We start from the raw sequence: 25,654 nt of genomic DNA on the forward strand, positions 1-25,654 counted from the left end.
CGCGATCCGCGCCGAGTTTCTCCGACCCTAGCAACGGGCGGCACGCGAAAAATCAACCTTTCGAACGGTGCCGGGATGTGCATAAAGCGAGAAAAAACGGATGCCACACCGTGGCATCCGTTTCTCGAATCGGGAATCGAGGTTGAGCGGTCCGCTCTACGCAGCGCGGGTCATGTCGCGTTGTGTCGGTGTGGCGCTTCCACGTGAGTTGGACAGAACCGTGCCGGCAGCGATCGTGCTGTCGCGGTCAACCCGTACACTCCCGCCGATCGTCACGTTCTCGCCGATGCGGCAGTGGCTCTCGATTTTCGAGCCGACACCGACGATGGTTCCTGCTCCAACGTGAACGTTGGCGCCGATGAACACACCTGGCGAGAGAACGACGTCGCGGTCGATCCAGCTGCCGGCTCCGACCCAGCAGCGACCGGCGACTTGCGCGCCTGGTTCGACATATGCCGTTGGGTCGAGGAAGGTGGTCGGATCAACTTTGGCGGTGGACGCGACGAAGCCGCGCCCGTTGCTGTGGCGACGGTACTTGGCGATGTCGCCCGCGGAGGACTCAATCTCTTCGAATACTTTGCTCATGATCTCCTAACGACGCTGTTCCGTGAAAGGACACGGGTTTTGTGCGCTACCTCAAACAACAGCGCGAAGTCGCAGAGGATTCCTCCTACTCAGGCACCTGTCAGCTTGGTTGCGGTGATAAAATTGGGGGTACTCGGCTCGTCACGATGTGGTGCGTAGTCCCTCATCGACTGAAAGCGATCCGATCGTGACGCACGATTCTGCCCCAATCTCCCCTGAGAAACTCTGGACACCCCCGTTTGTCCTCGCGGTGCTCGTCAACTTCTTCCTCGCGATGGTCTTCTATCTCCTGATGACCACGATGGCGCTGTACGCCGTTCAGCAGTTCGGCGCCTCAGACACCGTGTCAGGGCTCGCATCGAGCACCTTCATCATCGGCGCGCTCATCGCACGCATTTTCGCCGGCAAGTTTCTCGACTTCGTCGGTCGACGACGGATGCTGATTCTCGCGTTGGTCGTTTACGCGATCGCGGGATTCCTCTACGTGCCCGCCGACAACCTCGTGCTTCTTCTCATCATCCGCACGATCCACGGTGTCGCGTTCGGTGCGGCGAGCACCGCGGTCACCGCGTCGGTGATGGGACTCATTCCGGCTCGCCGTCGTGGCGAGGGAACCGGTTACTTCGGAGTCTCGACGACCCTGGCTACCGCCATCGGCCCGTTCCTCGCCGTTGTGCTCGCGGAGTCCGCCACCTACGACGCACTCTTCATCCTCTGCGGCATCTGTGCCGCTGCCGGGCTGGTGTTCTCGCTTTTCCTGAAACTGCCGGAGCGCACGCCGAGCAAGCAGGAGGTCGCCAACAAGTGGCGCTTCCACCTGAGCGACCTGTTCGAGCCGGCAGCGCTGACCATCGGCGCCGTCATGTTCATCGCGGCCATCGGCTACGCCGGGGTGCTCGCGTTCCTGCACTCCTTCGCCGAGAGCGAGAACATGGTGACGGCGGCAAGCGCCTTCTTCCTCATCTACGCGGTCGTCGTGCTGGCATCGCGCCTGGTCATGGGGCGCCTGCAGGACAGGTTCGGCGACAACGCTGTGATCTACCCGACCATGCTCTCCTTCGCGATCGGGCTCGCGTTGCTCGCCTACTCGCCGAACGGCACGGTCCTCGCGATCTCCGCCGTGTTCATCGGCTTCGGTTTCGGCGCACTCATGCCGTGCGCGCAGGCCATTGCCGTGACCATGTCGCCGCGCCACCGCATCGGCGTCGCCACCTCGACCTTTTTCCTCATGCTCGACGCTGGCATCGGATTCGGTCCCCTCGTGCTCGGCGCACTGCTTCCGGCGACCGGATTCCACGGAATGTACGGCTTCCTGGCCCTGATGGTCGTGCTGGCAGCGGTGCTCTACCACTTCGTGCACGGCTCGAAGAGCATGGGCCGCACCCCACTCCCCGCCTGACCCCAAGCCGGCGCGGGGCGTGAGCCGGTTCTTCGACCGCCCGCGCCCTAGCTGTCCGAATGGGCGAGCACGCGGCGGGCGAGCAGCACACCGATTGTCGCGGCGAGCAGTGAACCGAGAATTTTTCTGTTGCCTTCGCGTTGGCGACCGTTCCAGCCGCCGGTCACCGTGGCATCCGTCGTCGATGGAGGCGAATAAAGCGCACCGCGCGTTCGAGGCGCCGCCGTGGTCATCGACAGGTGGGTCTTGTCGGTCTGCTGGGCCATCTGCGCTTCGATCACGGCCGGGGTCTTGCGGTGCTGGGCGACGAGGGTCTTCGCGATCGGCCCGCCGGCGATGAGTTCGTTTTGGGGCTTTTTCGACACCTTCACGATGGCTTTCGCCACGATGTCCGGCGCGTACACGGGCGGCATCGCCAGCACTTCGCGGCCCGTGTAGTTCGCGGCGTGACGGAAGAATGGCGTGTCGATGGTTGCCGGCAGGATCGTCGACACCGAGATGTGCTTCTGCTTCGCAAGCGCGAGCTCCGACCTCAGGCTCACGCTCAGCGCGCGCACCGCGGCCTTCGCCATGCCGTACGGCGCCGTGTACGGCTGCGGCACTTCGCCGACAATCGACGCGACGTTGACGAGACTGCCGTGCCCCTGTTTCGTCATAACGCCGAGGGCGGCCTTGGCGCCATAGATGTAGCCCATCAGATTGACATCGAGAACACGACGGATGTCATCGAGCGGCATCTCGAGGAATGGTGCGAATACGGAGACAGACGCGTTATTCACCCACACGTCGATCGTGCCGAAGGTGTCGACGGCACGGCGGGCGAGCGCCTGCACCTGTCCGGCGTCGGTCACGTCGGTCTGCACGGCCAGTGCTTTTCCTCCCGCTGTCTCGCACTCGACGGCGAGCTCGGCAAGCGCCTCGGACCGGCGGCTGGCGAGAACGACGGCGGCGCCGCGCTTCGCGAAACGGAGGGCTGTCGCTCGGCCGATGCCGCTCGACGCCCCTGTGATGACTACTACGGTTCCCGAGAACATCGGTTTCTCCCTTCGAGTCGCACCGGTTGGCGCGTGATTCAACGGTGCGCGCGGCGGGGTTCCGCGGTCAAGCGGTGGTGCGGTGCGGATTGATGGGCTACGTGCGCTGTCGCGGGTGCGTCAACGACACCACTCGAGCAGCTTGTCCACAGGCCAGGTGGTGATGATGCGGTCAGCCGGAATGCCGAGCGCCTCGGCGCGAGCTGCCCCGAGATCGAGCAACCCAAGCTGCCCCGGCGCGTGGGCATCGCTGTCGATGCTGAACAGGCAGCCGGCGTCGAGGGCGAGGGCAAGAAGGTCGTCAGGTGGGTCCTGTCTCTCCGGGCGTGAGTTGATCTCGACGGCGACGTCATTCTCTGCGCACGCCGCGAACACGGCTTTCGCATCGAATGTGGACTGTGGCCGGGTACCCCTGCTGCCCTGTACGAGGCGCCCTGTGCAGTGGCCGAGCACGTTGGTACGCGGGTGGCGGATGCCCGCCAGCATTCGTGTGGTCATCTCCCGGGATGGGGTGCGCAGCTTCGAGTGCACACTCGCGACGACGACGTCGAGCCGATCGAGCATCTCTGCCGACTGGTCGAGGTCACCGGTTTCGAGGATGTCGACCTCGATGCCTGAGAGCATCCGAAAGTCGTCGAACCCCTCGTTGAGTGTGGCCAGTTCGTCGAGCTGTTGCTCGAGTCGTTCGGTGCTCAGCCCGTTGGCGATGCGCAGCGACGGTGAGTGGTCGGAGGCGACCAGGTAGTCGTGGCCGATCCGCTCGGCGGTGCGAGCCATGGTGGCCAGGTCAGTTGTGCCGTCTGACCAGTAACTGTGGCTGTGCAGGTCGCCCTTGAGTTTCGCACGCAGTTTGGTGCCCGCCTTCGTCACGGGGCCGCCGATGCGCTCGCGCAGGTCGGCCAGGTAGTCGGGCACCTCGCCCGCGACGGCCTGTTCGATCACGGTCCAGGTCGTCGACCCGATGCCCTTTCTCCGTTTGAGGCTGCCGTCATCGACTCCGGCCTCGATCTCGTCGGCGGTGAACGCCTCGATGGCCGAGAGTGCACCGCGGAACGCCTTGGTTTTATAGGGCGATGCGAGGTTGCGCTCGAGCAGAAAGGCTATCTCGTCGAGAGCGTCTGTGGCTTCCATGGCTGCGCCCCTCAGTCCGCGTCGATCTTTTCCAGCAGGGTGCCGAGAGCGTCCCGGATGTCGTCGTAGTTGTACTGTCCGGCACGGCTCTCACCGGAAATGATGGCGCAGCGGTGCACCTTTCGGAAGTCCCCGAGCGGAAACTTATAGTGCCCCTTGGTGTCGTCGGGGTGGTCGTCGTCGACTCCGAGGTGCCACTTCGAGTACTCGGCCCACTTCTCGCTCTCGATGAACCCGTTCTCCTCGTCGGCGGTTGGCGCGTCCTCGCTCCAGGCGTCGCGCTCGTCCTTCACGACTTTGCCGTCGAGCACGAGCTTCTTCGCGGAACGGAACGCCGTCTCGTTGAGTTTCACTGCCATGTCGACTCCCTCGGTCTCGGTCGGACAAGCAAACGCGATTCGGCCCGCCGGGCGCAACCCCCTGGTGTGGCGTCAGCCCGCCTGCTCCACTGTCACTCGTCCGTTTGTCGTTCGCGCGGTGATCGAGCGGTCGGAGTCCGGGTCGGTGCGGATGTCTGCAGTATTCACCTTGCCGTTCGTAGTGTCGGCGTCCACCCGGTAGCTTTCGTCGTCGTCCGGAACCCGCACCGAGATCTCACCGTTGGTGCTCCTCGCCGAAACGGCGTCCGGGGCCTCGGTGAATGCGAGCAGTACCGCTCCGTTTGTGGTCTCTGCCTCGACGTCCGTCGACGTCACATCCGTCAGTTCAATGCGACCGTTGGTGGTCTCGAGCATGAGCCGACCACTGGCCTGCTCAACCGAAACTGTGCCGTTCGTCGTCGACAGGTCGAGGTCACCATCGAGTTCGCTCGCCGAGATGCCACCGTTCTGCCCCTCCGCCTCCACGTCCAGTTCGGCGGGCAACTGCACCTCGATGCGCACCGAGCACCGGTTGAACAGAAACCAGCCGCGCGGGCATCCGCCGGTAATTTCGGTTTCACCGTCGTCGTTCCGCAGGCTGAGCTCCGGCTTCGTGCCGGAGTAAGTGCCTTGCATCGTGACGTGAACCCGGTCATCGTCACTCGGGCCCAGGAACAGCGCGGCGTTCGGTACGTCGATCGAGACGCTTGAGCCGGCATCCGCGTTCAAATCCTGACTGACGTTGGAGCCACCCGAAGCGGCCCGAATGGCGGAGGAGAGCGAAATCGCGAACGCGACAATCAGCACAATGACCAGGATCGGGATGCCGATGAGGAGGAACAGGCGAAGGCCGCGCGACATCCGCTGCGGGGGTGGGGCCGGGGGATAGCCGGTGGGAGGGGGAGTGGTCATCGGAGTTTCCCGTCTAGTACTCGGTGCGAGCGGGGTTATCGGCCCAGGCGGCAAAGGGGGCCAGCGGCTCGTCGGCGGCGCTCAGGGTGATGGTGATCGCCGGAGCGATTCCGTCGAAGTGGTCGTAGAAACGTTTGTCGTCGAAGCCGGCGCGGTCGGCGTCATGCCGGTCGGCCGCATAGACCACGGCGTCCACGTGCGCCCACAGCGATGCGGCGACGCAGAGCGGGCAGGGTTCGCAGCTCGCGTAGAGCGTTGAACCGGTGAGGTCGAAGGTGCCGAGTTCAGCACAGGCGTGCCGGATTGCGACCACCTCGGCGTGCGCCGTCGGGTCGTTATCGGCCGTCACCCGGTTGGCTCCGCCGAAGACGCGGCCGTCCCCGGTCACGATCACGGCACCAAACGGCCCGCCGCCGCCCGCGACGTTTTCGACGGCCAGGGCGATGGCGTGGTTGAGGTGAGCGGATGCTGCGGGGTCACCAGAAACGGACATGCTTCAGAGTATCCACACGGGTGTGCCCGGTTGAAGGAGGTTTCGCAAAAAACCCTTGACGCAACACGACGGCAGATCTACTCTTTAACAACCAACAAGTTGATAAAGGGAATGGTTGACAATGGCACTCGGCGCGGACACCGACGAACACCTCGACCGGGCGTTCATGGCCCTCGCCGATCCGGTGCGTCGAGCTCTCATCGCGCGCCTGAGCAGGGGCCCCGCAACGGTGAACGAACTCGCCGAACCGTTTGCCATCACGAAACAGGCCGTCTCGAAGCACATAGCCGTGCTCGAGCAGGCCGGGCTCGTGAGCCGTTCCCGCGACGCACAACGGCGTCCGGCCGCGCTCGTGCCCGAGGCGCTCGAGCTGCTCACCGCCTGGATCGACACCTACCGGCTCACCACCGAATCCCGCTTTCGCCGGCTCGACGACGTTCTTGCCGGCACCTCCGTACACACCCCCACAGGAAGAAAGGAAGAGAAGAAATGACACACCCAACCACGATCACGGCGCCCGAGGGCCTGCCGTTCATTGAGATCACGCGCGAGGTAGACGCTCCCGTTGAAGCCGTGTATCGAGCACACACCGACCCCAAACTCGTTGTCCAGTGGCTTGGTCCCCGTGGCTACGAGATGGACATTGAACGATGGGACATCGTGAAAGGCGGTGGCTACCGGTACGTTCAACGAGACGGCAACGGCGAGTACCCGTTCAACGGGGTTGTGCACTCGGCCTCGCTCGAGGCGGGCATCGTGCAGACCTTCGAGTACGAGGACTTCCCCGGCGCCGTGAGCCTCGAGTTCATGTCGTTCGAAGACCTCGGCAATGGGCGCACCCGGCTGCACGGCCGCAGCGTGTTCCCGAACCTGGAGAGCCGCGAGGGCATGGTGCAGTCCGGCATGGAGATCGGCGTGAACGAGGGCTACGAACGGCTCGATGAACTGCTCGCGACGTCAGACAACTCCGTCTCAGCGTAAAAGCACGGATGCTCCGCAACACGAAAGGCGGGCAGGCTCAGCAGAGAGCCCGCCCGCTTTTTCGTCGTGTGAACGGCTCGCGCTCAGTACCCCTCGCGTCGCCGCGGCGACCGGGGTGCTGGGGGTGGTGGCACTTCCTTGGCTGCGATCACCCGGTCGAACCGAACGGTCTCCATTCCGCGTTTGCCAGCGATGACGCAGGCGGTCGCGTCGCCGCGGATAAACCAGCCCAGAGCATCCGTCGCCTGACCGTCATCAAGTGAATAACGGATGACAACACGCGTGCCCTCGGTGGTGTTGCGGAGGAATTCGACGGCCTGATCGTTCATGCACCCAGCATCGCACGCGCCCCTAGCCGGCTCGAATCGGCCGGAGTACCCTGACTCCACAACACGGACGAAGGGACACCCATGCCTGACATCACTGTGACAACCCCGGGCGCACCATGCTGGCTCGAGCTCACCACTTCAGACCCCGCCCGCTCGCAGGAGTTCTACAGCGCCCTCTTCGGCTGGGACGCCGCGACCGGCGACGAGGTGCTCTACGGCGGCTATGTCGGCTTCAGCTCGACCGGGCGGCGCGTCGCCGGTGCCATGAAGAAGCAGGACGACGCTCCGTATCCCGACAGCTGGTCGGTATACCTTTTGACGACGGATGCCACGGCCACGGCTGCAGCGATCGCCGAGGCCGGCGGAACCAACATGTTCGAGCCGATGGAGGTGCCGGACATGGGCGTGATGGGCTTCGCCACTGATGCTCTCGGCGCGACGGTCGGCTATTGGCAGTCGGGACACCACACCGGTTTCCAGGTCGAGCGGGAGCACGGCGCCCCTGTGTGGTGCGAACTGCTCGCTGCTGACTTCGATCGGGCCGCGCGGTTCTACGAGAGGGCGTTCGGGTGGACGCTCAAGGACGAGAGCACCGGCGACGACTTCGGTTACAAGACCTTCGAGCGTGACGGGCAGCCGTACGCGGGAATCTACGACGCGAAGGGTGCGCTCGCCGAGGGGGAGCCGTCGGCGTGGGCGGTGTATTTCGGCGCGAATGACGTCGACGCCACGGTTGCTCGCGCGCTCGAACTCGGGGCGAGCGTCAAGGACCCGGCCGTCGACACGGAGTACGGCCGCATCGCAACGGTCACCGACCCGACCGGTGCAGTGCTGCGCTTGATGTCGTTCTGAGCCTCGCCGCGAGCCCCGGGCCCATCCAGGTAGCGGAGACGCACCGAATGAGCCCCCGCGCGGCGCTCGACACCCTTCCGGTCGCGCAATTACCTCGAATGAGCGCTCATTCGACGTAATCCCGCGACCGGAACGGCTCGGCGCGGCGGCGCGGCCCAGGGCTGGTCGCGCACGCGCCGCCACCACACGCGGACCCGTCGCGGCTCGCTACTGGTACGTGATTAACTCGGGTGTCGGGTGTACGCCGGAGATGGTCTGCTCGGGTGTGAGCATCGGCACGTCTTCGTCGTAGAAGTTCTTCCAGCCCCAGGCGACCCCGGCCGGGGCGTCGCGCTGCAGATTCGCCCAGGTGGCCTGCTTGTCTGGCTGCCCGCCCTGGCCGTCGACGTGCAGAAGCATCGCTACCTCGGGCCTGCTCAGGTCCAGGTTCTGCCGATCGGTCACCATGCTCGGTCGGAACTGGTGCACGATCAGCATTTTCTGCGGCAGCCCCTTCTCGTTGGTGAGGTCGGCCAGCCAGTGTGTCACCGAGTTGACCTCAGCAGCAGACACCGAACCAATCGTGCGCAGATGGAACTGGTCGGGCGCGAGCCGCCACTCGGGGTCGAGCGCGAGCCCGACGTTCGGCAGCTCGAGAAGTGACTGGTACTGCTGAGCCTGGGTGAGGAAGTCGGTTCGCCCCGGCTGCAGGTCGATCACGACGTACATTCCCGCTTCGGCGGCAGCGTCGACCCACGGGCGAAGCGACTCGGCCGAAAGCTCGTTCGAGAAGTTGCCGTCAGTGCCAGGCCCCCCAGCAGCGACAGATGCGATGATCTCGAACATCGGAACGACGGTCTTCGCCGTGAGCGCCTGGTACGGCGCCGCAACCTCCTGCGCCCGCGCCACCGAACCGGCGATGTCCTGCTCGCCGAGCACGCCGAGGACCGGCGTCGACGGCGTTCCATAGATCGCCACGAACTGGTGGTCGGCAAACAGCAACTGGCCGCCGCCGGGCAACTGCGCTCCCGTCCGCGCGGTGCGCACCTTCCAGTCGAGCGCCGGTTCGGCGCCGAACGCCGCGCCGAGAGCGATTGTCTTCTCGCCAGCGGTTTTATGAAGAGCGTCAATAACGGATGCATCCGCTTGCGGATTCGTGAACCCTCCGGTCAAGAGGTGCACCGGGATCCCCGCGGCCCGGGTGGTCGCTATCGACGCGAGTTGTTCGACACCATCAATGGCGATCGCCGCTGTGTCCGCGAGGGGTTTGGGCCGCTTCACGGCCGGGATCTTCGCGCTGGACGTGGTGGCGCCCGGTGCCTCGGTTGAGGCGGATTCCGGAGCCGACAGTGCGGCGATCTCCGCAGGGAACATCGCCGGCAGGTCGGTGCTGGGTTCGGCGAGGTCGTGGCCGATGGCTGTTCCCGCCGCTTGCGCCGTTGCTTTCGTCCGCACGATGGTCAGGTCTGACTCGTCATCGACTGCGGGAGCTGCGGCGTCGCCGATCACCAGGGTCGTCGTCGTTTTGAGCCTCTGGAGTTCATCGGCGATGAGGTTGGGAGCATCGGCGGGCTCGTCGGGTGTCGCGGTCTCCGCGCCGGGCTGGGGAGGCTCAGCAGACTCGGATGGCTCGGATGAATCGGATGACTCGGTGGGCCCGGGGGAGTCGGCGGGAGCCGCGGGCTCGGTCGTACTTTCCCCCGCCGCGTCGGTGGCCGGAGCGCTCGTGCTCTCGCTCGGCGCCGCCCTCTTGTCGCCGATCAACAGAGGAACGCCGAGCGCAATCGCGGCCCGTGCCGCAACATCCTGAGCCTCGGGTTCACCGACAGGGGCAACGACCACAACGGGTGCGCGGTCGAACAGTTCGCGGCTGGTGGAGACCGATGCCGCGATTTCGTTCGTGTCCGCGATGACGGTGAGCGTGGCATCCGGGCTCGATGTCTTAATCGTCCGCGTGGTCGACTCGGTGGAATCAGTCGCCGTGCAGGCGGAGAGCGCGAGAACGACACCGAGACTCACGGCCGCGGTGCGGAGGATGCGGCGACGAGTCATGCTTCAACGGTATGTCACCCGTGCGGGGGGAGCGAATCCTGACGCTGAGCGCGCCGCGGGTCAGGCGTCTGCCGGTACCCGCACGACCAGGCCGCCGGGCTCAACCCAGGTCTTCAACGCGGTCGCCTCGCCGAATTCGTCACCGTCGAGCTCGATCGGCTCGGCCCGGCTCAGCCTCACGGTGAGCTTCTCGCCGCGGAAGTAGTTGAGCGCCTTCACGTCTTTCGAGATTAGTTTTTCGCCGAGCTTCGACCGGCGCAGAACGCCGTTCTCCCAGATCACCTTCACGAAAATCTGCACCCAGCCGACGAAGCCCTCCGGCCGCAGCACGATGATGTCGAGCTCGCCGTCGTCAACGGCGGCGTCGGGCAGCAGCACGACGTTGGCCATGAGCGATCCGCAGTTGCCCATGATGATCGTGTGGGCGCGTACCGCTTTCGGCTTCTCGTTGCCCAGCTGGTAGCGCATCCGCAGGTAGTTCTTGTCGGTCAGCGCCTTGCCGATCGCGCCGACGTAGGCGAGCCAGCCGACCTTGGCCTTGAGCTCGTCATCGGTGTTCGCGAGCATCTTGGCGTCGAGACCGAGCCCGGCCATCACGAGGTAGGCGTGGTGATCGATGGTGCGGTCGGAGCGCTCGATGTCGATCTTCGCAAGGTCGATCGGGCGGTCCTTGCCGCTGAACGCCGAGTGCAGCGAGTGGTCCAGGTCGTCGAGGGTGAGGTCGAGGTTGCGGGCGAGCAGGTTGCCCGTTCCCGACGGCAGTAGCGCGATCGGCACTCCCGAGCCCGACATGGCCTCCGCGACGGCACGCACCGTTCCGTCGCCACCGGCCGCGATGATCATGCTGGCGCCGTCGCCGAGTGCCTCGGTCGTCACCTCGCCGCCCGGGTCCTCTACAGATGTTTCGTAATACCGGGTTTCGGCCCAGCCAGCCTCGGACGATTCACGGCTCGCGGCCTGCTTGATCGCGTCGATGTCGACCTTGATCGGGTTGAAGATGACGGCCGCGAATTTCGGGTCTGAGGTGTTGCTGGTTTCTGTGCTCACTGTCTCACCGTGACGGCTGCGCCCCGTGTGCGCAAGTCCCTTGCCAGAAGAGAGCCGGATGCTGTTTCCCCTGTTATAAGGATGGCGGTCGGTCATGCAGTTCTACGCCTCGCGAGTTCATCCTTTCGGGTGACCCCGGATCATCCCGGGGGCCGATCCGCCGCGCTCACCGGTTCGCTGAACTGGAGTCATGCTCATTCACCGCCCCGTCCTCGTTTTCGCCGCGACCGCCCTCGCCGCGCTCAGCCTCACCGGCTGCTCGGTGCAGGATGTGCTCAGCAACTCACGTGAGACGGAGTTCGCGAGCTACGAGGCCGCGGTCGAGATGTGGCCTTCGGGCGAGCTGCCGGGTTGGATCCCGACGGATGCCACTGGCATCCGTTCACTTGAAACGAAAGACGGGCGCCTCTCGGTAATTCGCGTGAGCACATCGAGCCCGCTTGAGGGCGAGTGTGAGGAGCGGCCGCGCGAGGGTGTGCCCGTGCTGACCGCGAGTTGGACGGCCGCCGCCGACCGCCCGGATGTCGTGACCGTGTGCGACGACTACGAGATTATGCCGGTCGAGGGTGGGTGGCTCGGGTGGTTTGAGGGTCCGGAGGAGCCGAGCCGGCTGGCAGCTGAAGCGGGCTGAGTTGGCCGATTTCGTGGGCACCGTTGCGCTTTCCATTATGGCAACACTAGAGTTGCCGACATGGAAAGTATTTACGAAGCCGGCCCGGTCGATCGCGACGATGCGCGATCCCAACTCGAGTTGCTTGCCGCAGATCGTGCAGTGTCCAGTAGCCGAGCGGCAGCCCCCTGGTGGTTGATCGCCTTGCACGGTCTCAGCGTCGCTGGCTTCGTCTTCTCGTTCGGCCTCGGCCGATGGGAGGCAGCAGGATTCGCCATCAGTGCTCTCGTATTTGTTGGGCTCGGCATGATCCGACCCTGGATCACGCGTACCCGCGCGGAGCCGTGGTCGACGTCGACGCGCGCTGTTCGCCCCGGTGTGCTCCAGTTCGTGTCGGCGGTGGCGATCATCGCGGTTGGCGCACTGCTTTTCAAACAGCTCGATGCTGAGTGGGTGCTGTGGCCAACGGCCATTCTGGCCTGCGGCACCACCGTGTGGTTTGGGCTGCAGATGGAGCGCGCCCTGGCGCTCGACGTCGCCGAGGGCGTTTAGATGCCAGGCAAGGCCGTCGCGCGGTTCGATGAAACCATCCATGGAGTTGTGCGTCTTCGCGTCTGCGGGATGCTCGCTCGCCTGGGTGCTACCGACTTCGCGGTCATCCGGGACGCTCTCGGGGTGAGCGACCCCACGTTGAGCAAGCACCTCAAGCAACTCGAGCAGGCCGGGTACATCCGTGTGCAGAAGGGTCTTGCGCTCGGGGGTCGAACGAAGACATGGGCTGAGTTGACGGATGCCGGAAGGGTGGCATTCGAGGGACACGTTGCGTTTCTGCGTGAGGTCACAGGCGACTGAGGCCCCTCCCACGCACAGTCCGGGCCCGCCGCGAGATCGCGACGGGCCCGGACCCGGTGTTATGCACGGGTGCGACTAGCGCCTTCCGTGGGGACCCTTGTGATCGAAGTGATCGGTGCGCCAGTGGCCCTTGCCGTGGCCCTTTCCACCGTGGTGCTTCGTCTTGGTCTCCGCGAACGTCGCCGTTGAGTGCGCGATGGCGTCAGCCATCTGCTCCAGCACCACCGGGTCGATGTTGCTGATGTCGTCGCACTCCTGGTGGTAGCACGGGTCGAACGCTTCGCCTGCGGTGCCACCGTAGATGGCGGCCTGTTCGGCGCTCTTGATGTCTTCCGCTCCGGAGAACAGACCACCGGCCGGGATACCCGCTTCGATGAATGCGAAGTAGTCACTGCGTCCGTCGAACGCTGTCGGCTCGCTGGCGAGTCCCTGCGATGCGAAGAACTCGGTGAAGTTCGCCTCGATAGCGTCGGAGCCCTCGGGTCCGACCAGGCCGAACGCGCTGCCATCACCGTCGTAGACGAAGCGCACCGCGTTGGGTGACCCCACCATGTCGAAGTTGAGGTTGAGCGCGTGCTGCGCGATCTGGGCTTCGGTCAGCTGGCTGACGTAGTAGTTCGAGCCCTGCAGGCCGTCTTCCTCGCCGCTCCAGAATGCGAACCGAACCTGGTTTTTGGGAACGAGGTTCTTCTTCGACATCTGCAGCGCGGTCTCGAGGATCGATGCGGTTCCCGAACCGTTGTCGTTGATGCCAGGTCCTTCCAGCACGCCATCGAGGTGGCCGCCGACGACGACGGTCTCGTTCGGGTTGCCCCGGCTGTCGGCGAACAGGTTGAACGTGTCGATCGTCTCAACGTGCGCATCGAACGCCAGGCGAGCCGTCACGCCCTCTGTCGTGGCGAACTGCTCGCCGAGCGCGAAGGTTGTGGTCGCGACGGGGAGCTCGAAGATGGTGTCACCCAACGTTCCGCCGAAGAGTCCCAACCGGTCCTCACCGGGAACATCGTTGCCCTGGTTGAAAATGATCACTCCGACAGCTCCGGCTGCGAGCGCGTTGTCTGCTTTGACTCGGAAGTCGCAGGTGCCGCGCTGAACGAGAGCGATAGCGCCAATTGTGAAGTCGGCGAAGTCGGCGGCCTCACACCCACTCGTCGAAGCCCGGTCGCCGGTCAGGTTGATATCGACCGCTTCGACGGCAGCGGAGACATCTCCTTCTGACGCGTTGGCCGCCTCGACAAAGTCCACCTGGTAGCCGTAGGTCGTCGGCGTTGGGGTGAGCTGTTGGAGCGCGGCGGTGTCGACAACTGTCTTGTCGTAGCTGAACGGTTGCCGCCACGTGGTGTAGCCGGCTCTCTTGAGCTTCGCTTCCATATAGTCGGCGGAAGCGACGTGACCCGGAGTGCCGGCCGCACGGTTGCCGCCGTTGGCGTCCGCGACATCCTGCAGCGCCTGGAGGTGTCTCGTGATGCCGTCGGCGGTGACGGCCTTCCTCAGCACCTCGGAAGCGGACTTGCCCCCGGAGTTGCCGTGGCCACCTCCGTGGCCACCGCCTCCTTTGCCTCCACCGGCGTACGCCGGACCGGCGAAGCTCACGGCGACTAATGCGCCAGTGGCGAGAGCCGCCCCCAGCACGGTTCCCACCTTGCGTTTCTGAAACATGTATTACCCCTTCATTGGAGAGTGACAGTCAGACCGGGATCTGAGCCCGGCACGGTGTTTCAGACCTTAGACCCCCGAACGGGGGCATGGGGAGTAAAAAGTGAGCGAACCTCGCACAGGTCCCCCAACTGGTGGACCCGGGCGAAAGCTCGACGAAGCATTCGTATGCATGCCCGCTGGCGCTATAGAGATCCCGCGAAATACGACGCTCCGGCGAGGATTGCGCCGTACTGAACGCCGACGAGAGAGGAGATCGGGATGGTCTCCGCGGCGTTCTCCTCGGCCGCCTCTTCCTGCCAGCGTGTGTACAGCGCGTGCATTCGCGCACAGATTCGACGGAGCTCGGCCCGAGCGGTTCCCGCGTTAACCTCCGCTTCCAAAGCGCGAAGCAGCATCCCGCCGTAGCGAAGCCTGTACATGTGGATCAGGTCTTCGCAGCCGAAGCGCTCGGCGACGGTGGCCGGCCGTTGTGCCTCGGGCTGGAGCGAACGGGCGATGTTCGACTCGCCGGTCGCCGTCATCATCGGAACGAACGCCCGTGAGGCGCGAAGGAACGGGGAGTCGAGCGTGAGCATCGGCTCGGCCGCAGCCAGCATGTCCATGAGCTCGGTGCCGAAGTCGACGAAGACGCTGCCGGTGCGGGCGAGCAGTTCGGCGTATGACTCGTCGATCGGCTCGGTGTTGTCCGCGTCAGCGTGCTTCCAGTACGGCAGCTCGGCGATGAGCGAGAGCGTCCCGTGCCTGAGCGCGTAGTCGCTCGAGGCGTTTCCGCCCGAACCCGGAGGGAAGGGGTCGCCGCCGAGCGACTCGATCCAGTCGTAGACCTCCTCGAGGGTGCCGGTGAGGAAGATGGCCTGCGCGAGTTCAGTGAGGTGCCCGCCCTCCGGCTCGCCCTTATCGAGGGGAAGCCCGAGGCTCTCGGGCACGGCAGCCAGGAGATCATAGATCTCGGGCACGTCACGGGTGAGGTAGTAGTAGACGCCACCCATTTCGGCGTTGTGCAGGGCGACATAGAGGTCGGGTGTGGTGAGGTCGATGGCGCGTGCGAGAGCCTGCGTCTCGGGGAGCATCGCGTCGAAGTACGCTCTCTTGTAGCTCCACGGGAAGGTCCACTCGACCTGCTCGTTGGGAGCCGGACGGTAGAACGCGCGAGCGTAACTGCTCCGGTCGCCCGGGTGAGCGAACCAGCCCTCGTTCAGGCGGGCGCCGTCTGGGTCGATGCACGGCACAATGCTCCAGCGTGCGGCAAGCCCGAGCCGCAACTCGGTGTCGGTCGCAAGCTGCTCAAGCAGGTGCAGTGCCGTCCACGCGCCGACCGGTTCGTTGGGGTGAACGCCGCCCACGACGAGGTGCGACAGCGCTCCCTCACCGATCGAGTACATCATCAGGGCATCGCCGAGTCTGCTGGTTCCGATCCGCTGGACGGAGATCAGCTCGGGGTGCTCCTTCCGCAGCGCTTCAAATCGGGCGGTGAGCTCGTCCATCGACGGGAAGGAGGTGTACTCCGGGATCGCGCCGCTTCGGGCGAGAATGTCGTCGGCTGAGCCGACCCGGCTTCCGCGAGCGAGGGTGAGGGCTGTATCCACGTGGGCGTGATCCTTGGGTTCGGGGTCGGGAGTGCGGCGAGCCGGACCCTCTCACGATACGGGCGTGGGCTGGGTGTTCCCGCCATTGCGCAGCCGTCCCGCCGTCGCCCGCGCCCGTCTTACAGCTCGCGGTGCGTCCAGCGGCCGCCGAGCAGCGTGCCGGCCACCGTCTGCGTGCGCAGTACCTCTGGTGGTGATGCGAGCGGATCCGACTCGACAATCGCGAGATCCGCGATTTCGCCCACCGTGACATCCGTTCGTGTGCTCGCCGCAAGCGCCTGCTGTGCGGTCAGCGCCTGCTCGACGTGCCACGGGTCGCGACCATCACGGGTGCGACCGACCGCGGCAGCGAGAGTGACCCACGGGTCGAGAGGTGCAACCGGTGCGTCAGAGCCGAGCACGAGCCGCACCCCGGCGTCGGCGAACGAGCGCAGCATGAACGCGTTGGCCGTGCGGCCGGGCCAGAAGCGGTCGGCGATGTCGCGGTCGTCCATGGCGTGCTCTGGCTGCACGCTGGCGTCGACACCGAGCGCCGCGAACCGGGCGACGTCGGCATCGGTGACGAGTTGGGCGTGCTCGATCCGGCCGTGTCTCAGCCCGAGCGCCTCGAAGGCGTCGAGCACGTGCGCGTTCGCCCGGTCCCCGATGGCGTGCACCGCGGCCCGCAGCCCAGCCTCGGTCGAGCGGGTGAGCAGCGCGGCGAGTTGCTCAGGCGGAACGACGAGGATGCCCCGCGCGTCCGGCTGCCCGGCCATTCCCGGGTACTCGTCGAAACAGAACGCCGTTCGTGTGCCGAGCGACCCGTCAGTGATGATCTTGTGCCGACCGACGGTGAGCAGCTCGTTCACCCGCTGCCCGGTGTAGAGCCCCTCGGAAATCGCACGGTCGATGTGCTCGGTGTAGATGCCGAACTCGACGCGCAACGTGTCTGTGCCCGAGGCCATGCGGCGCTGCCAGCTTTCCAGGTTCCAGGCCATCTCGAGATCGACAATTCCGACGATTCCGCGAGCAGCGGCATCCGTTGCTGCATCATTCACCATCGGGTCCAGGACCGAATCGGGCACCGTGTTGACCAGGTTCTCGATCGCGAACGCCGGCGTCTCGCGGAGCAGACCGGTGGGGTGACCGGCGTGGCCGAACAGCTCGAGAGCGACAGTGTTGAGCCAGACCGAGTGCAGGTCGAAGCTGATCAGCACGATCGGCACGCCGTTGCCCGCAGCGTCGAGGTCGGCGAGGTTCGGGGCGTCCGGCCAGATTCCGTCGCGGAACCCGTTCGCCACGAAGGTCAGGGGCCGGCCTGTGTCATCCACGGCGAGTGGCCCGGCCGCGGCGAGAGCGTCGCGCACCATCGTGGAGGCCTGGCGCGCACTCGTTGCCGTCGACACGTCGAGCCGCCGGGTCTTCAGCGCCCACTGGGTGAAGTGCACGTGCTCATCCCAGAGCCCCGGAATCAGCCAGCGACCGTCGAGCGACACCTTTTCAACTCCCGAGCGGATGCCATCGGCGATTTTCGCGATACGGCCGTCGGTGATGAGAACATCGGTGACGCGCTCGCCGATTCGGGCGTCGCGGAGGACGAGGTCCAGTCGCCCAGTGCTCACCTGTCGGCGGTTTCGGGGTCGGCGATTCCGGGGTCGGAAATCTCCGGCTGGGGGGTAGGGGTGGGGGCATCCGCGTGCTGGGCGTCCGTGTGACGACCGTCGTGGACGCGGTGCATCTCGGCGGCCAGTCCGGGGTGGGAGTAGTGCTCGCCGTGCTCGAGCTCGGTCATCACGTTGTCGACGATCTCGTCGGACTTACCCTGACTGAGCTTCGCGCGTGCCTCGAACCGGGTGACACGCATCCGGAATCCGACGGTGCCCGAGACGATGCGCCGGCCGTACTCCTCGTTGTCCTCGAGCAGGTTCGGCTCGGGAAGTTCGTGCTCAAAGTGGCTGACCAGTTCGCTGAGCACACGCCAGTTCTCGTCGTCGCTGAGGATTTCCGGGTTGCCGTACAGGTGCGCGGTGACGTGGTTCCAGGTGGGAACCGCAGGCGAGCCGTCGTACCAGCTCGGCGAAACGTAGCCGTGTGGTCCCTGAATAATCACCATCACCTCGTGCTGGCCGAGCTCGAGTGTGCGGTCGTCGGGGCGCCCGACGTGGCTGACGATGCTGATCTCGTCTCGCCCCTCCTCGAGGATCACCGGGTAGTGCGAGGCGACGAGCCCCTTCGCCGTGTTCGACACGATGGTTGCCCACGGGTTCTCGCGGATCAGCCGCTTCACTTCCTGTGGGTCGGTGACGATGTACGAGGGCGTATGGCGCATGGGCAAATTCTGACAGATGACGCTGGGGCGCGCGGGGGGCGTGATCGGGCTGCAGCGGGGCTAGTGCTCGGCGAGCAGCTCGCGGGCATCCGCCGCGGTCGCGACCCCGGCTGCGTCGACGATGCGCAGCCCAACGCTCGGGCGGATCGGGTCCCGCTGCCCACCCGAGTGCACAACCTCATTCCCGAAAACGGTGAGTTGGCTCGCGTGGGAACGCAGAGCATCCGTCATCGTGATTCGACGGTGCTCAAGGTTGAACCACTCGGCTCCCGAGGTCGGCTCGTCGAGGAGCTCGGCAAACGGAATGTCCAGGGCCACGGATGCTCGCAGTGCGGCATCGCGGATTCGCACGTGGTCGGGGTGCCCGTATCCGCCGTGGTCGTCGTAGCTGATCACGAGGTCGGGCCGGGTGGCCGCAAGCAGGGCGGCGACGTCGGCGGTCACTTCGCCGAGGTCGGCGCGGGCCAGGGCGTCGGTGGGAGCATCGTCGGCTGGGCCCGCAACACCCTCGCTCACCCACACCATGCCGGAGTCACGGTAGATGCGCTCGGGCGATCCGTCGACGCGGGCGGGCGGCTGCCCCAGCCAGTAGTGGTCGGTGATGCCGAGCACCCGGAGCGCTCCGGCAAGTTCGCGTTTGCGTTCGAGCGACAGGGCCTCGGTTCCGACGAGGGCAGACAGTGGCCCTGGCACGACTTCGCCCCGTTCGCCCCTGCTCGCGGTCAGCAGGGTCACGCGAATGCCACGGGCGACCAGCTCGGCGATAAGCCCGCCAGAGGCGATCGTCTCGTCATCGGGGTGGGCATGCGCGAACAGCACCGAACGGGCGCCGTTCAGGATGTCGTCGATCGCCGTTCCGCTTGCGCTCACGAAGCGACTCGGCCGCGGCCGGCGAGCAGGCCCTGATAGACATCGAGGGTGTGAAGGGCGGTGTGCCGCCACGGGAAGTCGAGGGCCCGAGCGCGTCCGGCGGTGCCGAGCGACGTTGCGAACGTGGGGTCCGCGAGGAGCCGGCTGATGGCATCCGTCCACGAAGAGGCATCGCGGGTATCGATGAGGAGTCCTGTCGTGCCGTGCTCGACGGCCTCGACCAGGCCACCCGAGCGCATGGCCACAACCGGGATGCCACTCGCCGCCGCTTCGAGGGCGACCAGGCCGAACGTCTCCGAGTGCGACGGCACAAGCAGCATGCGGGCGCCGCGGAGCAGGACGGCCAGATCGCGGCGCGACTGCGGGCCGACGAAACGCACGGTGATGCCGGCATCGGACGCGAGGGTGCGCAGTTCGGTCGGGTAGGACTCGTGGCCCGTGGTCGGTCCGCCGGCAACCACGAGGTCCGGCCGGTCGGCCGCTGGAATCGCGGCAAGGGCGGCGATCGCCAGGTCGAGTCCCTTGAGTGGTTCGAGTCGGGCGGCGACGACGACGTAGCCGGGGTGCTCGGTCGTCGGTGTTTCGAGCGGCGTGAAGAGTGCGCTGTCGACGCCCGGGTGGACGACGCTGACGCGCGTCGGTGCCGCGCCGAGCCGGTTGACGATGGTGTCTCGTTCGGCGGCGCTCACGGCGATGACGGCATCCGATTCGCGGGCGAGGAGCGCTTCGCCGCGCATCCGTCCGGGGGATTCGGGCCGTTCACCCTCGGACAGAGGGGTCGAAACATCCGCCGCGATGCTGTGGAAGCTTTGCACGTGCGGAATGCCGCGGCGGCGAGCGACGTCGATCGCGGCCATGCCGGAAAACCAGTGGTGTGAGTGCACGATGTCGACGTCACCGAACGCGTCGAGCGCGGTGCCGAACTCGGCGATGAAGCCCTCGTGCTCGCCCTTGATGCGGCGCTCGACCGGCCCCGCGGTGAGGTGGTGCACTGTGACGTTCGCAGCGATTTTATGAGCGGATGCCTGTTGCGGCGCCGTGCGACGCGTCACGATGTCGACGGTGTGACCCAGTTCGCCGAGTTCGAGAGCCGTCGCGCGGACGGCCACGTTCATCCCGCCGACGTCACCGGTGCCCGGATCGTCGTCTGGAGACGTGTGGAGACTGATCAGGGCGATGGAGAGGGGCACTCACAAAATGATAGGCCGCACGCCTGAGTGTTCTGTCTGGCTGAAGTTCGCCAGGCGTCGATACCATCGAGCATGCACTTCACCTTCACCTCGCCGCTTTGGGAATGGGATGCGCGGGCCGCGTGGTACTTCGTCTCCGTGCCCGAGGAGGAGAGTGCCGATATTCGGGAGATCCCGCGGATGCCGTCTGGCTTCGGCGCGGTCAAGGTGCGGGCGACGGTCGGGTCATCGACCTGGGACACATCGGTGTTTCCCGACAGCAGTGAGGGTGTCTACATTCTGCCGATGAAGAAGGCCGTGCGCCTGGCCGAGGGAATCGAAGACGGCGACCCGGTGACCGTGCATCTGGAGCTGCTTGATCTGTAGGCCCCAACACGCGCTCGCAGAGATGAATGAAGACAACACTTGACGCACTTAGCTATGGGGCGTAGCTTTAAGCTATTCAGATTAGCCAAGGAGAAGATAATGCTTGAGCAACTGCACCTCGAAGAAGGAACCATCGCTTACGACCTGAGCGGACGGGGCCCCCTCGTCGTCCTTGCTCACGGGATGGGCGACAGCCGGCACTCATACCGTTTTCTCGTCCCGGAGCTGGTTGCAGCTGGTTACCGCGTCGCGAACGTCGACATCCGCGGCTGCGGCGACTCGACCGCCGTCTGGGGAAGTTATGAACGCGCCGATATCGCCGGTGACCTCGTCGCCCTCGTGCGGCACCTGGGTGGCCCTGCCGTGATCGTCGGACAGTCCATCAGTGGCGGCGCCGCAACCATCGCGGCCGCAACGGCTCCGGACGTGGTCGTCGGCATCGTGGAGCTCGCCCCGTTCACGCGAAAGCAGTCGGTGGACATCGGCGGGCTGCTCCGGAACAAGGCTCACCGCAGCGGAACGGCTCAGTTGGCGAAAGTCTTGCTGAGTGGCAGCCTGAAGGGCTGGCTGTCTTACCTGGACCTGGCCATCCCCACCAAGCCAGCCGACTGGGACCGCGAACGCAGCCGGTTCGAGGAAACGTTGCGCCAGCCCGAACGGATGGCGGCACTTCGAGGGATGGCCAAGACTTCACCAATGGATGCCGGTGGTTACCTCGACAGCGTGCAGTGCCCCGTCCTGATTATCGAAGGAAGCGCTGACCCCGACTGGGCCGACCCGCGAGCGGAGGGCTTGAGAATTCTCGCGGACCTCCCTGCCGGCATCGGCGAGCTTGCCGTCATCGAGGGCGCCGGGCACTACCCGCACGCCGAAACGCCGGTGGAGGTCCTCGACCTTGTGCTGCCGTTCCTGAGCAAGACGCTGACAACCACCGCCGGATCGGACAACAATGCCTAGAGCAGGCCTCGACCCCGCATCGGTGACCGAGGCCGCCGCAGCGCTCGCCGATGAGATCGGCATCTCGCAACTGAGTATGAGTGTCGTCGCCGAGCGGCTAGGGGTGAAAGCCCCCTCCCTCTACAAGCACGTGGACGGGCTCGCGGACCTCAGCCATCGCATCGCTGTTCTCGCGGCAACCGAGCTCGGCGACGAACTTCGCGACGCGATGCAAGGCAGAGCGGGCAGGGACGCGCTCGCCGCGGCAGCACAGACCGTCCGCGACTACGTGAAGCAGCATCCGGGGCGCTACGCCGCGACGTTCGTCGCCCGCCCCGCTGACGCGGAGGGCACCCTCACTCTCGCGCTCGACCGGACACTCGCTTCCTTCGCCGCCGTACTTCGAGGCTATGGGCTCGAGCCGTCCGACGAGATCCACGCGCTCCGGATGCTTCGCAGCGTCTTGCACGGCTTCGGAACTCTTGAAGCATCCGATGGTTTTCAGATGGCTGCCGATGTCGAGGCCAGTTTCGCCTGGGTGGTGGAGTTTCTCGACCGTGGCCTGCGCGCCTCATCACTGTGACTCACAGACCGTCACCCTGCCCAATGGGGTAATGGAATGAGCGAGCGGAATCCACAGTTGTCCCCGCCCGGATGCCCCTCCTGGCGCACGCCGCACACTCAATAACTGAGGGCCCGGCGCCCGGAAGTTAGGGGTTGGCCGGAGACCACTCGGTTGCGGCGTACGCCCACGGGTGTTGTAATGTCTCGGGGAACAGGGCGCTGAAATCGTGCGGTAGCCGCAACAGGCGTGCGTTGAAGCTTTACGAGCTCGGGGCTTGCTGTGCGGCCGCCCACTCCGCGACGCGGGCGGCGCTCTCGGCCTCGGAGAGGTCCTCGACGCGGGACATCACGGACCAACGCACACCGAACGGATCGCGGATCGACGCGAACCGGTCGCCGGAGACAAAATCGCTCGGCGCCTCCCGGATTGTCGCGCCCGAGTCGACGGCCCGCTGAACTGTCGAGTCGACGTCGGCGCAGTACAGGCCCATTGAGTAGCAGTCGTCGTCGCCCGAAGGGGCGGCAACGAGGCCGTAGTCGGGCATCGGCTCCCCGAGCTGCAGGTGGCCGGTGCCGAAGTCAAGGTCCGCGTGCACCACAACGCCGCCCATCTCCGTGACGTCGATGACGCGCGCGCCGAAGACCGACGAATAAAACTCGATCGCCTCAGCGGCTCGCTTCACGGCGAGGAACGGGGTCAGACTGGTCGAGCCGTGCGGGATGCCGTTGGTCGTGTTCTCGCCAGTCACGCCGAGCCGGGCTGTGTCGTTCGTGTTTGAATTCATGGGAAGACCGTACGTCGGCGTGCACGTCATCGGCTTGAAGATTCGCGACGAGATTTCGGGAGGTACGACTATGACGGAACCGGCCGACGGTCGAGGCGTCCTCTATCCGACGCGACTCCCATCCTTTTCCCGGCGGCCGGCGCCACCGGAGCTTCAGGATCGCGTCCGATGGTTCTGGATTCCGCAGTGGCAACTCGCGCCGGGGAGGACGTCACGGCAGAACGTGCTGCCGTTTCCTGCGTCGAACCTCGTGGTCGAGGAGAGTGGTGTCTCGTTGTCTGGGCCCACCACTGGGGCGTCGTATCGTGACCTTCGCGGGAGCGGATGGGCGGCCGGAGCGCTGCTCCGTCCGGGCGGCATCGCGTCGCTAAGCACCAACCCGTCGGGCATTCTGAACACGCAAGTACCCTTCGACGCGCCAGACCTGCAGCGGGCACTCTGCGATGTGATGAGTGCTGATGACGCCTCTGGTATCGAACAGGCAATCACGGAATTCACGGCCTGGGCGACTGAGAACCTCGAACCGCCCGACGAGTCGGGCCTCCTGGCGAACGCCATGGAGGACCTCATCGCCTCGGACCCGTCGATCGTTCGGGTCGAGCAGGTTGCGAGTGCCCTCCACCTCTCAGCCCGTGGGGTGCAGCGCCTCGCGCGGCGTTTTGTGGGAGTCCCGCCGCTGGCGATGATCCGGCGATATCGGCTGCAGGAGGCCGCGCGAAAGCTCCGCGAGAACCCGTCGCTGACCATCGCGCAGGTTGCTGCCGACCTGGGGTACGCCGACCACGCTCACCTCACCACCGATTTCACGCGCGTCGTCGGGTTCACGCCGACGAACTATCGACGGAACTCCACGCCCGACGTGTAGCGCGCCGGGTTTCCCTTGCCCAGATACCAAAAATGGCTCTCGCAGCCGCTGGGGGACGGTCGTAAGAGCCATTTTTGGCAAACGGATCATGAGGAGGAATCCGAGTGATGCGGTCGGGATCGGGGCCGAAGCCAGCCAATCCCGACCGGGTCTGTTGGAGGAGCTAGCTCCAAATGTTGTCGCCGCGGAGCGTGGCATCCGCTCCACCATCGATATAAATCGTCTGGCCGGTGACGTGCGTGTTCTCTTCGCTGGTCAGCCAGACGAGCAGGCGTGCGATCACGACGGCGTCGGAGTGGCCGTTGAGCGGCATCGGCACGGCGGAGTCGACCATGGCACGGCCCTGTTCGGTGGCGAGCAGGTCGCGGGTCATGGCGGTGACGACGGTTCCGGGTGCGACGGCGTTGACCGGGATGCCCGCGCCGGCGTAACGCGGTGCGATGCTCTCGCGGCGAACCCAACGCGACAGCGCGCGCTTGCTCGACGGGTAGTTGAGGTAGCCGGCCTCGGGGCCCTGTGCCTCGAGCGCCGCACCGAGTTCGAGCGCGCGTGCCTCGTCGCCGGCGAGGATCGCGTCGACGAGTTCGGGCGAGTTCTGTTGCAGTGACGCCATCGAGCTCACGACCGCGATGCGCGGGGCGTCGCTCTTAGCGAGGGTCTCGGCAAGGCCGTCGAGCAGCGCGGTCACGCCGAAGAAGTTGACCGCGACTGTGAGGGCCTTTGGGGCGGAGATGCCGGCGGCAGCGATGATGCCGTCGATTTTTGAATCGGATGCTTCGAGCACGCCTGCGATCGCGGCGTCACGTCCCAGCGTGGTTGAGAGGTCAGCTTCGATGTCCGCGTTGCGGAGGTCGACGCCGATGACGCGGTGCCCGCGCTCGCGGAGAAGCTCGGCGGTGGCCTGGCCGATGCCTGAGGCGGAACCGGTAACGACGTAGGTGCGGGTCATGATGACACTGTGCTTTCTGTAGGGGTTGAGGAGCGGGCTGAGTCGGTGTCGAGCGTGGCCGCGAACGCGCGGGTCGAAGCGTCGAGACGTTGCATGAGCTGGGTGAGCAGGTGGCGCTCCTTCTCGCTCCAGCCGTCGAGCAATTCGCGGAGCATGCCGTCACCCGCCCGGATGAACGCGGCAGCTACCTCGGCTCCGGCCGGCGTGAGGTGGACCAGCCAGGCGCGCGCGTCGGCGTCATCCTTACGGCGCTCGATGAGCTCGGCGGTTTCGAGGCGCCCGAGAATTTTGCTCACGTTGGAGGCGCCGGTGCCGAGGTTGTCGGCCAGCACGGACGGTCGCATCGGGCCCTGTCGGTCCAGGATGCTGATCGCCGTGATCGATGTCGAGTCCAGATCGATGCCCTCACGCGCGGTGATGGCCACGAGAAAGCTCGGTGCCGTCCACTGCGCGATCACACTGGTGAGCGACGCGAGAAAGATCGAGGAGTACGGATGCTCCGAATAGGGCTCTGACACTAAGTGCTCCTCAATTACTGTCCTAAGGACAGCATATCGGTCCCGGAGCAGCAGCGACAGGGCGGGCGCGGCTGTAGCGGCGCCCACTGGCCGCGATTTCCTCCTTGAGGCGGATGCCGTGGCTCGCGTGCCCGACATAACGTTGCGTTATGGCTACCGACAAGAATTCGAAACCGAGCGACTCGGCATGGGGCGGCGACGGCGGAGACGGTAAATTCCTGGCGATCGGGATAGCCCTCGGGCTCAGTTTCGGAGTGGCACTCAGTGTCGCTATGGACAACTGGGCGTTTCTCGGAGCGGGCCTCGCAATCGGAGTCGCGATCGGAGTCTCGCTCGACGCGGCCCAGAAGGATAAGGGCGCCGCGAAGCCGGGTGACGATTCGGGCGAAGCACCCGAGGTCGGCGACGCCCCCGACGCCCCGCCCCGGCCCGAGTAGCTGACT

At 65.8% G+C, this 25,654-nt stretch carries 30 protein-coding genes; 12 read left to right on the forward strand and 18 right to left on the reverse strand.

Going from position 1 to position 25,654, the window contains the following annotated elements; all coding sequences use genetic code 11:
• Positions 1–156: 156 nt before the first annotated feature.
• Positions 157–585 (reverse strand): DapH/DapD/GlmU-related protein, encoded by a 429-nt coding sequence (locus D9V28_RS08040; RefSeq protein ID WP_121659210.1) that lies wholly within the window; start codon positions 583–585, stop codon positions 157–159.
• A gap of 187 nt (positions 586–772) precedes the next feature.
• Here D9V28_RS08040 and D9V28_RS08045 point away from each other — a divergent pair, with 187 nt between their 5' ends.
• Positions 773–1,984: an MFS transporter gene (locus D9V28_RS08045; protein WP_229727891.1), complete on the forward strand. Its 1,212-nt coding sequence runs from the start codon at positions 773–775 to the stop codon at positions 1,982–1,984.
• 47 nt (positions 1,985–2,031) lie between these two features.
• Here the strand turns inward: D9V28_RS08045 and D9V28_RS08050 are convergent, their stop codons facing one another.
• The 5 genes from D9V28_RS08050 to D9V28_RS08070 all read right to left on the reverse strand — a co-directional run bounded on the left by D9V28_RS08050 (position 2,032) and on the right by D9V28_RS08070 (position 5,913).
• Positions 2,032–3,018 carry an SDR family oxidoreductase gene (locus D9V28_RS08050; protein WP_121659211.1) on the reverse strand — a complete coding sequence of 329 codons (987 nt, stop codon included), beginning with the start codon at positions 3,016–3,018 and terminating at the stop codon, positions 2,032–2,034.
• A 120-nt stretch (positions 3,019–3,138) separates the two neighbouring features.
• Positions 3,139–4,149 carry a PHP domain-containing protein gene (locus D9V28_RS08055; protein WP_121659212.1) on the reverse strand — a complete coding sequence of 337 codons (1,011 nt, stop codon included), beginning with the start codon at positions 4,147–4,149 and terminating at the stop codon, positions 3,139–3,141.
• Positions 4,150–4,160: 11 nt separating this feature from the next.
• Complete coding sequence (locus D9V28_RS08060; RefSeq protein ID WP_121659213.1) at positions 4,161–4,508, reverse strand: hypothetical protein; 348 nt, start codon at positions 4,506–4,508, stop codon at positions 4,161–4,163.
• A gap of 72 nt (positions 4,509–4,580) precedes the next feature.
• Positions 4,581–5,420, reverse strand: coding sequence for a DUF4097 family beta strand repeat-containing protein (locus D9V28_RS08065; protein ID WP_121659214.1), 840 nt, complete (start codon positions 5,418–5,420; stop codon positions 4,581–4,583).
• Between the two features lie 13 nt (positions 5,421–5,433).
• The gene (locus tag D9V28_RS08070; RefSeq protein WP_121659215.1) at positions 5,434–5,913 is read right to left on the reverse strand and encodes a nucleoside deaminase; all 480 of its coding nucleotides are present in this window, start codon (positions 5,911–5,913) and stop codon (positions 5,434–5,436) included.
• A 121-nt stretch (positions 5,914–6,034) separates the two neighbouring features.
• On the opposite strand from D9V28_RS08070, the gene D9V28_RS08075 reads away from it, so the two are divergent.
• Complete coding sequence (locus D9V28_RS08075; protein ID WP_121659216.1) at positions 6,035–6,406, forward strand: ArsR/SmtB family transcription factor; 372 nt, start codon at positions 6,035–6,037, stop codon at positions 6,404–6,406.
• Complete coding sequence (locus D9V28_RS08080) at positions 6,403–6,894, forward strand: SRPBCC family protein (protein WP_121659217.1); 492 nt, start codon at positions 6,403–6,405, stop codon at positions 6,892–6,894. The genes D9V28_RS08075 and D9V28_RS08080 overlap by 4 nt, the downstream gene beginning before the upstream one ends.
• Positions 6,895–6,977: 83 nt before the next feature.
• Here the strand turns inward: D9V28_RS08080 and D9V28_RS08085 are convergent, their stop codons facing one another.
• Entirely contained in the window at positions 6,978–7,223 is a 246-nt protein-coding gene (locus D9V28_RS08085) for a hypothetical protein (RefSeq protein WP_121659218.1), read from the reverse strand.
• Positions 7,224–7,304: 81 nt separating this feature from the next.
• On the opposite strand from D9V28_RS08085, the gene D9V28_RS08090 reads away from it, so the two are divergent.
• Positions 7,305–8,075, forward strand: coding sequence for a VOC family protein (locus D9V28_RS08090; RefSeq protein ID WP_121659219.1), 771 nt, complete (start codon positions 7,305–7,307; stop codon positions 8,073–8,075).
• Between the two features lie 207 nt (positions 8,076–8,282).
• On the opposite strand, the gene D9V28_RS08095 is transcribed toward D9V28_RS08090, so the two are convergent.
• Both D9V28_RS08095 and D9V28_RS08100 read right to left on the reverse strand, forming a co-directional pair.
• A complete protein-coding gene (locus tag D9V28_RS08095; protein WP_121659220.1) occupies positions 8,283–10,106 on the reverse strand; it encodes a hypothetical protein in 1,824 nt (607 codons plus the stop codon).
• Between the two features lie 60 nt (positions 10,107–10,166).
• Positions 10,167–11,153 carry a diacylglycerol/lipid kinase family protein gene (locus D9V28_RS08100; RefSeq protein WP_229727889.1) on the reverse strand — a complete coding sequence of 329 codons (987 nt, stop codon included), beginning with the start codon at positions 11,151–11,153 and terminating at the stop codon, positions 10,167–10,169.
• Between the two features lie 190 nt (positions 11,154–11,343).
• Between D9V28_RS08100 and D9V28_RS08105 the strand changes: the two genes are divergently transcribed.
• From D9V28_RS08105 to D9V28_RS08115, 3 genes are read left to right on the forward strand one after another with little or no spacing between them, the layout of a single operon-like run.
• Positions 11,344–11,784 (forward strand): hypothetical protein, encoded by a 441-nt coding sequence (locus D9V28_RS08105; RefSeq protein WP_121659222.1) that lies wholly within the window; start codon positions 11,344–11,346, stop codon positions 11,782–11,784.
• Positions 11,785–11,844: 60 nt separating this feature from the next.
• Positions 11,845–12,315: a hypothetical protein gene (locus D9V28_RS08110; RefSeq protein WP_121659223.1), complete on the forward strand. Its 471-nt coding sequence runs from the start codon at positions 11,845–11,847 to the stop codon at positions 12,313–12,315.
• Positions 12,316–12,615: a transcriptional regulator gene (locus D9V28_RS08115; RefSeq protein WP_121659224.1), complete on the forward strand. Its 300-nt coding sequence runs from the start codon at positions 12,316–12,318 to the stop codon at positions 12,613–12,615.
• Between the two features lie 75 nt (positions 12,616–12,690).
• Here D9V28_RS08115 and D9V28_RS16420 read toward each other — a convergent pair whose 3' ends face one another.
• The 6 genes from D9V28_RS16420 to D9V28_RS08145 all read right to left on the reverse strand — a co-directional run bounded on the left by D9V28_RS16420 (position 12,691) and on the right by D9V28_RS08145 (position 20,228).
• Positions 12,691–14,274, reverse strand: a complete 1,584-nt coding sequence (locus D9V28_RS16420; protein WP_121659225.1) for a M20/M25/M40 family metallo-hydrolase — start codon at positions 14,272–14,274, stop codon at positions 12,691–12,693.
• Positions 14,275–14,456: 182 nt separating this feature from the next.
• Positions 14,457–15,860 carry a M14 family zinc carboxypeptidase gene (locus D9V28_RS08125; RefSeq protein ID WP_229727887.1) on the reverse strand — a complete coding sequence of 468 codons (1,404 nt, stop codon included), beginning with the start codon at positions 15,858–15,860 and terminating at the stop codon, positions 14,457–14,459.
• A gap of 119 nt (positions 15,861–15,979) precedes the next feature.
• Entirely contained in the window at positions 15,980–17,461 is a 1,482-nt protein-coding gene (locus tag D9V28_RS08130) for an amidohydrolase (protein WP_229727885.1), read from the reverse strand.
• The gene (locus D9V28_RS08135; protein WP_121659226.1) at positions 17,458–18,168 is read right to left on the reverse strand and encodes an FMN-binding negative transcriptional regulator; all 711 of its coding nucleotides are present in this window, start codon (positions 18,166–18,168) and stop codon (positions 17,458–17,460) included. Before D9V28_RS08135 ends, D9V28_RS08130 begins: the two co-directional genes overlap by 4 nt.
• A gap of 60 nt (positions 18,169–18,228) precedes the next feature.
• The gene (locus D9V28_RS08140) at positions 18,229–19,038 is read right to left on the reverse strand and encodes a PIG-L family deacetylase (protein ID WP_183086470.1); all 810 of its coding nucleotides are present in this window, start codon (positions 19,036–19,038) and stop codon (positions 18,229–18,231) included.
• On the reverse strand, positions 19,035–20,228 hold the full coding sequence (locus D9V28_RS08145; RefSeq protein ID WP_229727883.1) for a glycosyltransferase: 1,194 nt from the start codon (positions 20,226–20,228) through the stop codon (positions 19,035–19,037). The genes D9V28_RS08140 and D9V28_RS08145 overlap by 4 nt, the downstream gene beginning before the upstream one ends.
• A gap of 72 nt (positions 20,229–20,300) precedes the next feature.
• On the opposite strand from D9V28_RS08145, the gene D9V28_RS08150 reads away from it, so the two are divergent.
• From D9V28_RS08150 to D9V28_RS08160, 3 genes are all read left to right on the forward strand, one after another.
• Positions 20,301–20,594 (forward strand): DUF1905 domain-containing protein, encoded by a 294-nt coding sequence (locus D9V28_RS08150; RefSeq protein ID WP_121659228.1) that lies wholly within the window; start codon positions 20,301–20,303, stop codon positions 20,592–20,594.
• Positions 20,595–20,693: 99 nt separating this feature from the next.
• Entirely contained in the window at positions 20,694–21,551 is an 858-nt protein-coding gene (locus D9V28_RS08155; protein ID WP_121659229.1) for an alpha/beta fold hydrolase, read from the forward strand.
• Positions 21,544–22,113, forward strand: a complete 570-nt coding sequence (locus tag D9V28_RS08160) for a TetR/AcrR family transcriptional regulator (RefSeq protein ID WP_121659230.1) — start codon at positions 21,544–21,546, stop codon at positions 22,111–22,113. The genes D9V28_RS08155 and D9V28_RS08160 overlap by 8 nt, the downstream gene beginning before the upstream one ends.
• Before the next feature lie 241 nt (positions 22,114–22,354).
• Here D9V28_RS08160 and D9V28_RS08165 read toward each other — a convergent pair whose 3' ends face one another.
• Positions 22,355–22,879, reverse strand: a complete 525-nt coding sequence (locus D9V28_RS08165; RefSeq protein WP_121659231.1) for a VOC family protein — start codon at positions 22,877–22,879, stop codon at positions 22,355–22,357.
• A gap of 70 nt (positions 22,880–22,949) precedes the next feature.
• Here D9V28_RS08165 and D9V28_RS08170 point away from each other — a divergent pair, with 70 nt between their 5' ends.
• Complete coding sequence (locus D9V28_RS08170; RefSeq protein ID WP_121659696.1) at positions 22,950–23,744, forward strand: helix-turn-helix domain-containing protein; 795 nt, start codon at positions 22,950–22,952, stop codon at positions 23,742–23,744.
• Between the two features lie 163 nt (positions 23,745–23,907).
• On the opposite strand, the gene D9V28_RS08175 is transcribed toward D9V28_RS08170, so the two are convergent.
• Positions 23,908–24,693, reverse strand: coding sequence for an SDR family oxidoreductase (locus D9V28_RS08175; RefSeq protein ID WP_121659232.1), 786 nt, complete (start codon positions 24,691–24,693; stop codon positions 23,908–23,910).
• Positions 24,690–25,211, reverse strand: a complete 522-nt coding sequence (locus tag D9V28_RS08180; protein ID WP_183086471.1) for a MarR family winged helix-turn-helix transcriptional regulator — start codon at positions 25,209–25,211, stop codon at positions 24,690–24,692. Before D9V28_RS08180 ends, D9V28_RS08175 begins: the two co-directional genes overlap by 4 nt.
• Before the next feature lie 149 nt (positions 25,212–25,360).
• Between D9V28_RS08180 and D9V28_RS08185 the strand changes: the two genes are divergently transcribed.
• The gene (locus D9V28_RS08185) at positions 25,361–25,648 is read left to right on the forward strand and encodes a glycine zipper domain-containing protein (protein ID WP_121659234.1); all 288 of its coding nucleotides are present in this window, start codon (positions 25,361–25,363) and stop codon (positions 25,646–25,648) included.
• Positions 25,649–25,654 lie beyond the last annotated feature (6 nt).

The organism is Mycetocola zhadangensis (genome assembly GCF_003668565.1).
In the GTDB taxonomy this organism is placed as follows: domain Bacteria; phylum Actinomycetota; class Actinomycetes; order Actinomycetales; family Microbacteriaceae; genus Mycetocola_A; species Mycetocola_A zhadangensis.

What these genes read in the sequence shown, in the direction of transcription:
- D9V28_RS08040 (WP_121659210.1), bottom strand. Translation starts at nt 585, where the DNA reads ATGAGCAAAGTATTCGAAGAGATTGAGTCCTCCGCGGGCGACATCGCC.
- D9V28_RS08050 (WP_121659211.1), bottom strand. Translation starts at nt 3,018, where the DNA reads ATGTTCTCGGGAACCGTAGTAGTCATCACAGGGGCGTCGAGCGGCATC.
- D9V28_RS08055 (WP_121659212.1), bottom strand. Translation starts at nt 4,149, where the DNA reads ATGGAAGCCACAGACGCTCTCGACGAGATAGCCTTTCTGCTCGAGCGC.
- D9V28_RS08060 (WP_121659213.1), bottom strand. Translation starts at nt 4,508, where the DNA reads ATGGCAGTGAAACTCAACGAGACGGCGTTCCGTTCCGCGAAGAAGCTC.
- D9V28_RS08065 (WP_121659214.1), bottom strand. Translation starts at nt 5,420, where the DNA reads ATGACCACTCCCCCTCCCACCGGCTATCCCCCGGCCCCACCCCCGCAG.
- D9V28_RS08070 (WP_121659215.1), bottom strand. Translation starts at nt 5,913, where the DNA reads ATGTCCGTTTCTGGTGACCCCGCAGCATCCGCTCACCTCAACCACGCC.
- D9V28_RS08075 (WP_121659216.1), top strand. Translation starts at nt 6,035, where the DNA reads ATGGCACTCGGCGCGGACACCGACGAACACCTCGACCGGGCGTTCATG.
- D9V28_RS08080 (WP_121659217.1), top strand. Translation starts at nt 6,403, where the DNA reads ATGACACACCCAACCACGATCACGGCGCCCGAGGGCCTGCCGTTCATT.
- D9V28_RS08085 (WP_121659218.1), bottom strand. Translation starts at nt 7,223, where the DNA reads ATGAACGATCAGGCCGTCGAATTCCTCCGCAACACCACCGAGGGCACG.
- D9V28_RS08090 (WP_121659219.1), top strand. Translation starts at nt 7,305, where the DNA reads ATGCCTGACATCACTGTGACAACCCCGGGCGCACCATGCTGGCTCGAG.
- D9V28_RS08095 (WP_121659220.1), bottom strand. Translation starts at nt 10,106, where the DNA reads ATGACTCGTCGCCGCATCCTCCGCACCGCGGCCGTGAGTCTCGGTGTC.
- D9V28_RS08105 (WP_121659222.1), top strand. Translation starts at nt 11,344, where the DNA reads ATGCTCATTCACCGCCCCGTCCTCGTTTTCGCCGCGACCGCCCTCGCC.
- D9V28_RS08110 (WP_121659223.1), top strand. Translation starts at nt 11,845, where the DNA reads ATGGAAAGTATTTACGAAGCCGGCCCGGTCGATCGCGACGATGCGCGA.
- D9V28_RS08115 (WP_121659224.1), top strand. Translation starts at nt 12,316, where the DNA reads ATGCCAGGCAAGGCCGTCGCGCGGTTCGATGAAACCATCCATGGAGTT.
- D9V28_RS16420 (WP_121659225.1), bottom strand. Translation starts at nt 14,274, where the DNA reads ATGTTTCAGAAACGCAAGGTGGGAACCGTGCTGGGGGCGGCTCTCGCC.
- D9V28_RS08135 (WP_121659226.1), bottom strand. Translation starts at nt 18,168, where the DNA reads ATGCGCCATACGCCCTCGTACATCGTCACCGACCCACAGGAAGTGAAG.
- D9V28_RS08150 (WP_121659228.1), top strand. Translation starts at nt 20,301, where the DNA reads ATGCACTTCACCTTCACCTCGCCGCTTTGGGAATGGGATGCGCGGGCC.
- D9V28_RS08155 (WP_121659229.1), top strand. Translation starts at nt 20,694, where the DNA reads ATGCTTGAGCAACTGCACCTCGAAGAAGGAACCATCGCTTACGACCTG.
- D9V28_RS08160 (WP_121659230.1), top strand. Translation starts at nt 21,544, where the DNA reads ATGCCTAGAGCAGGCCTCGACCCCGCATCGGTGACCGAGGCCGCCGCA.
- D9V28_RS08165 (WP_121659231.1), bottom strand. Translation starts at nt 22,879, where the DNA reads ATGAATTCAAACACGAACGACACAGCCCGGCTCGGCGTGACTGGCGAG.
- D9V28_RS08170 (WP_121659696.1), top strand. Translation starts at nt 22,950, where the DNA reads ATGACGGAACCGGCCGACGGTCGAGGCGTCCTCTATCCGACGCGACTC.
- D9V28_RS08175 (WP_121659232.1), bottom strand. Translation starts at nt 24,693, where the DNA reads ATGACCCGCACCTACGTCGTTACCGGTTCCGCCTCAGGCATCGGCCAG.
- D9V28_RS08185 (WP_121659234.1), top strand. Translation starts at nt 25,361, where the DNA reads ATGGCTACCGACAAGAATTCGAAACCGAGCGACTCGGCATGGGGCGGC.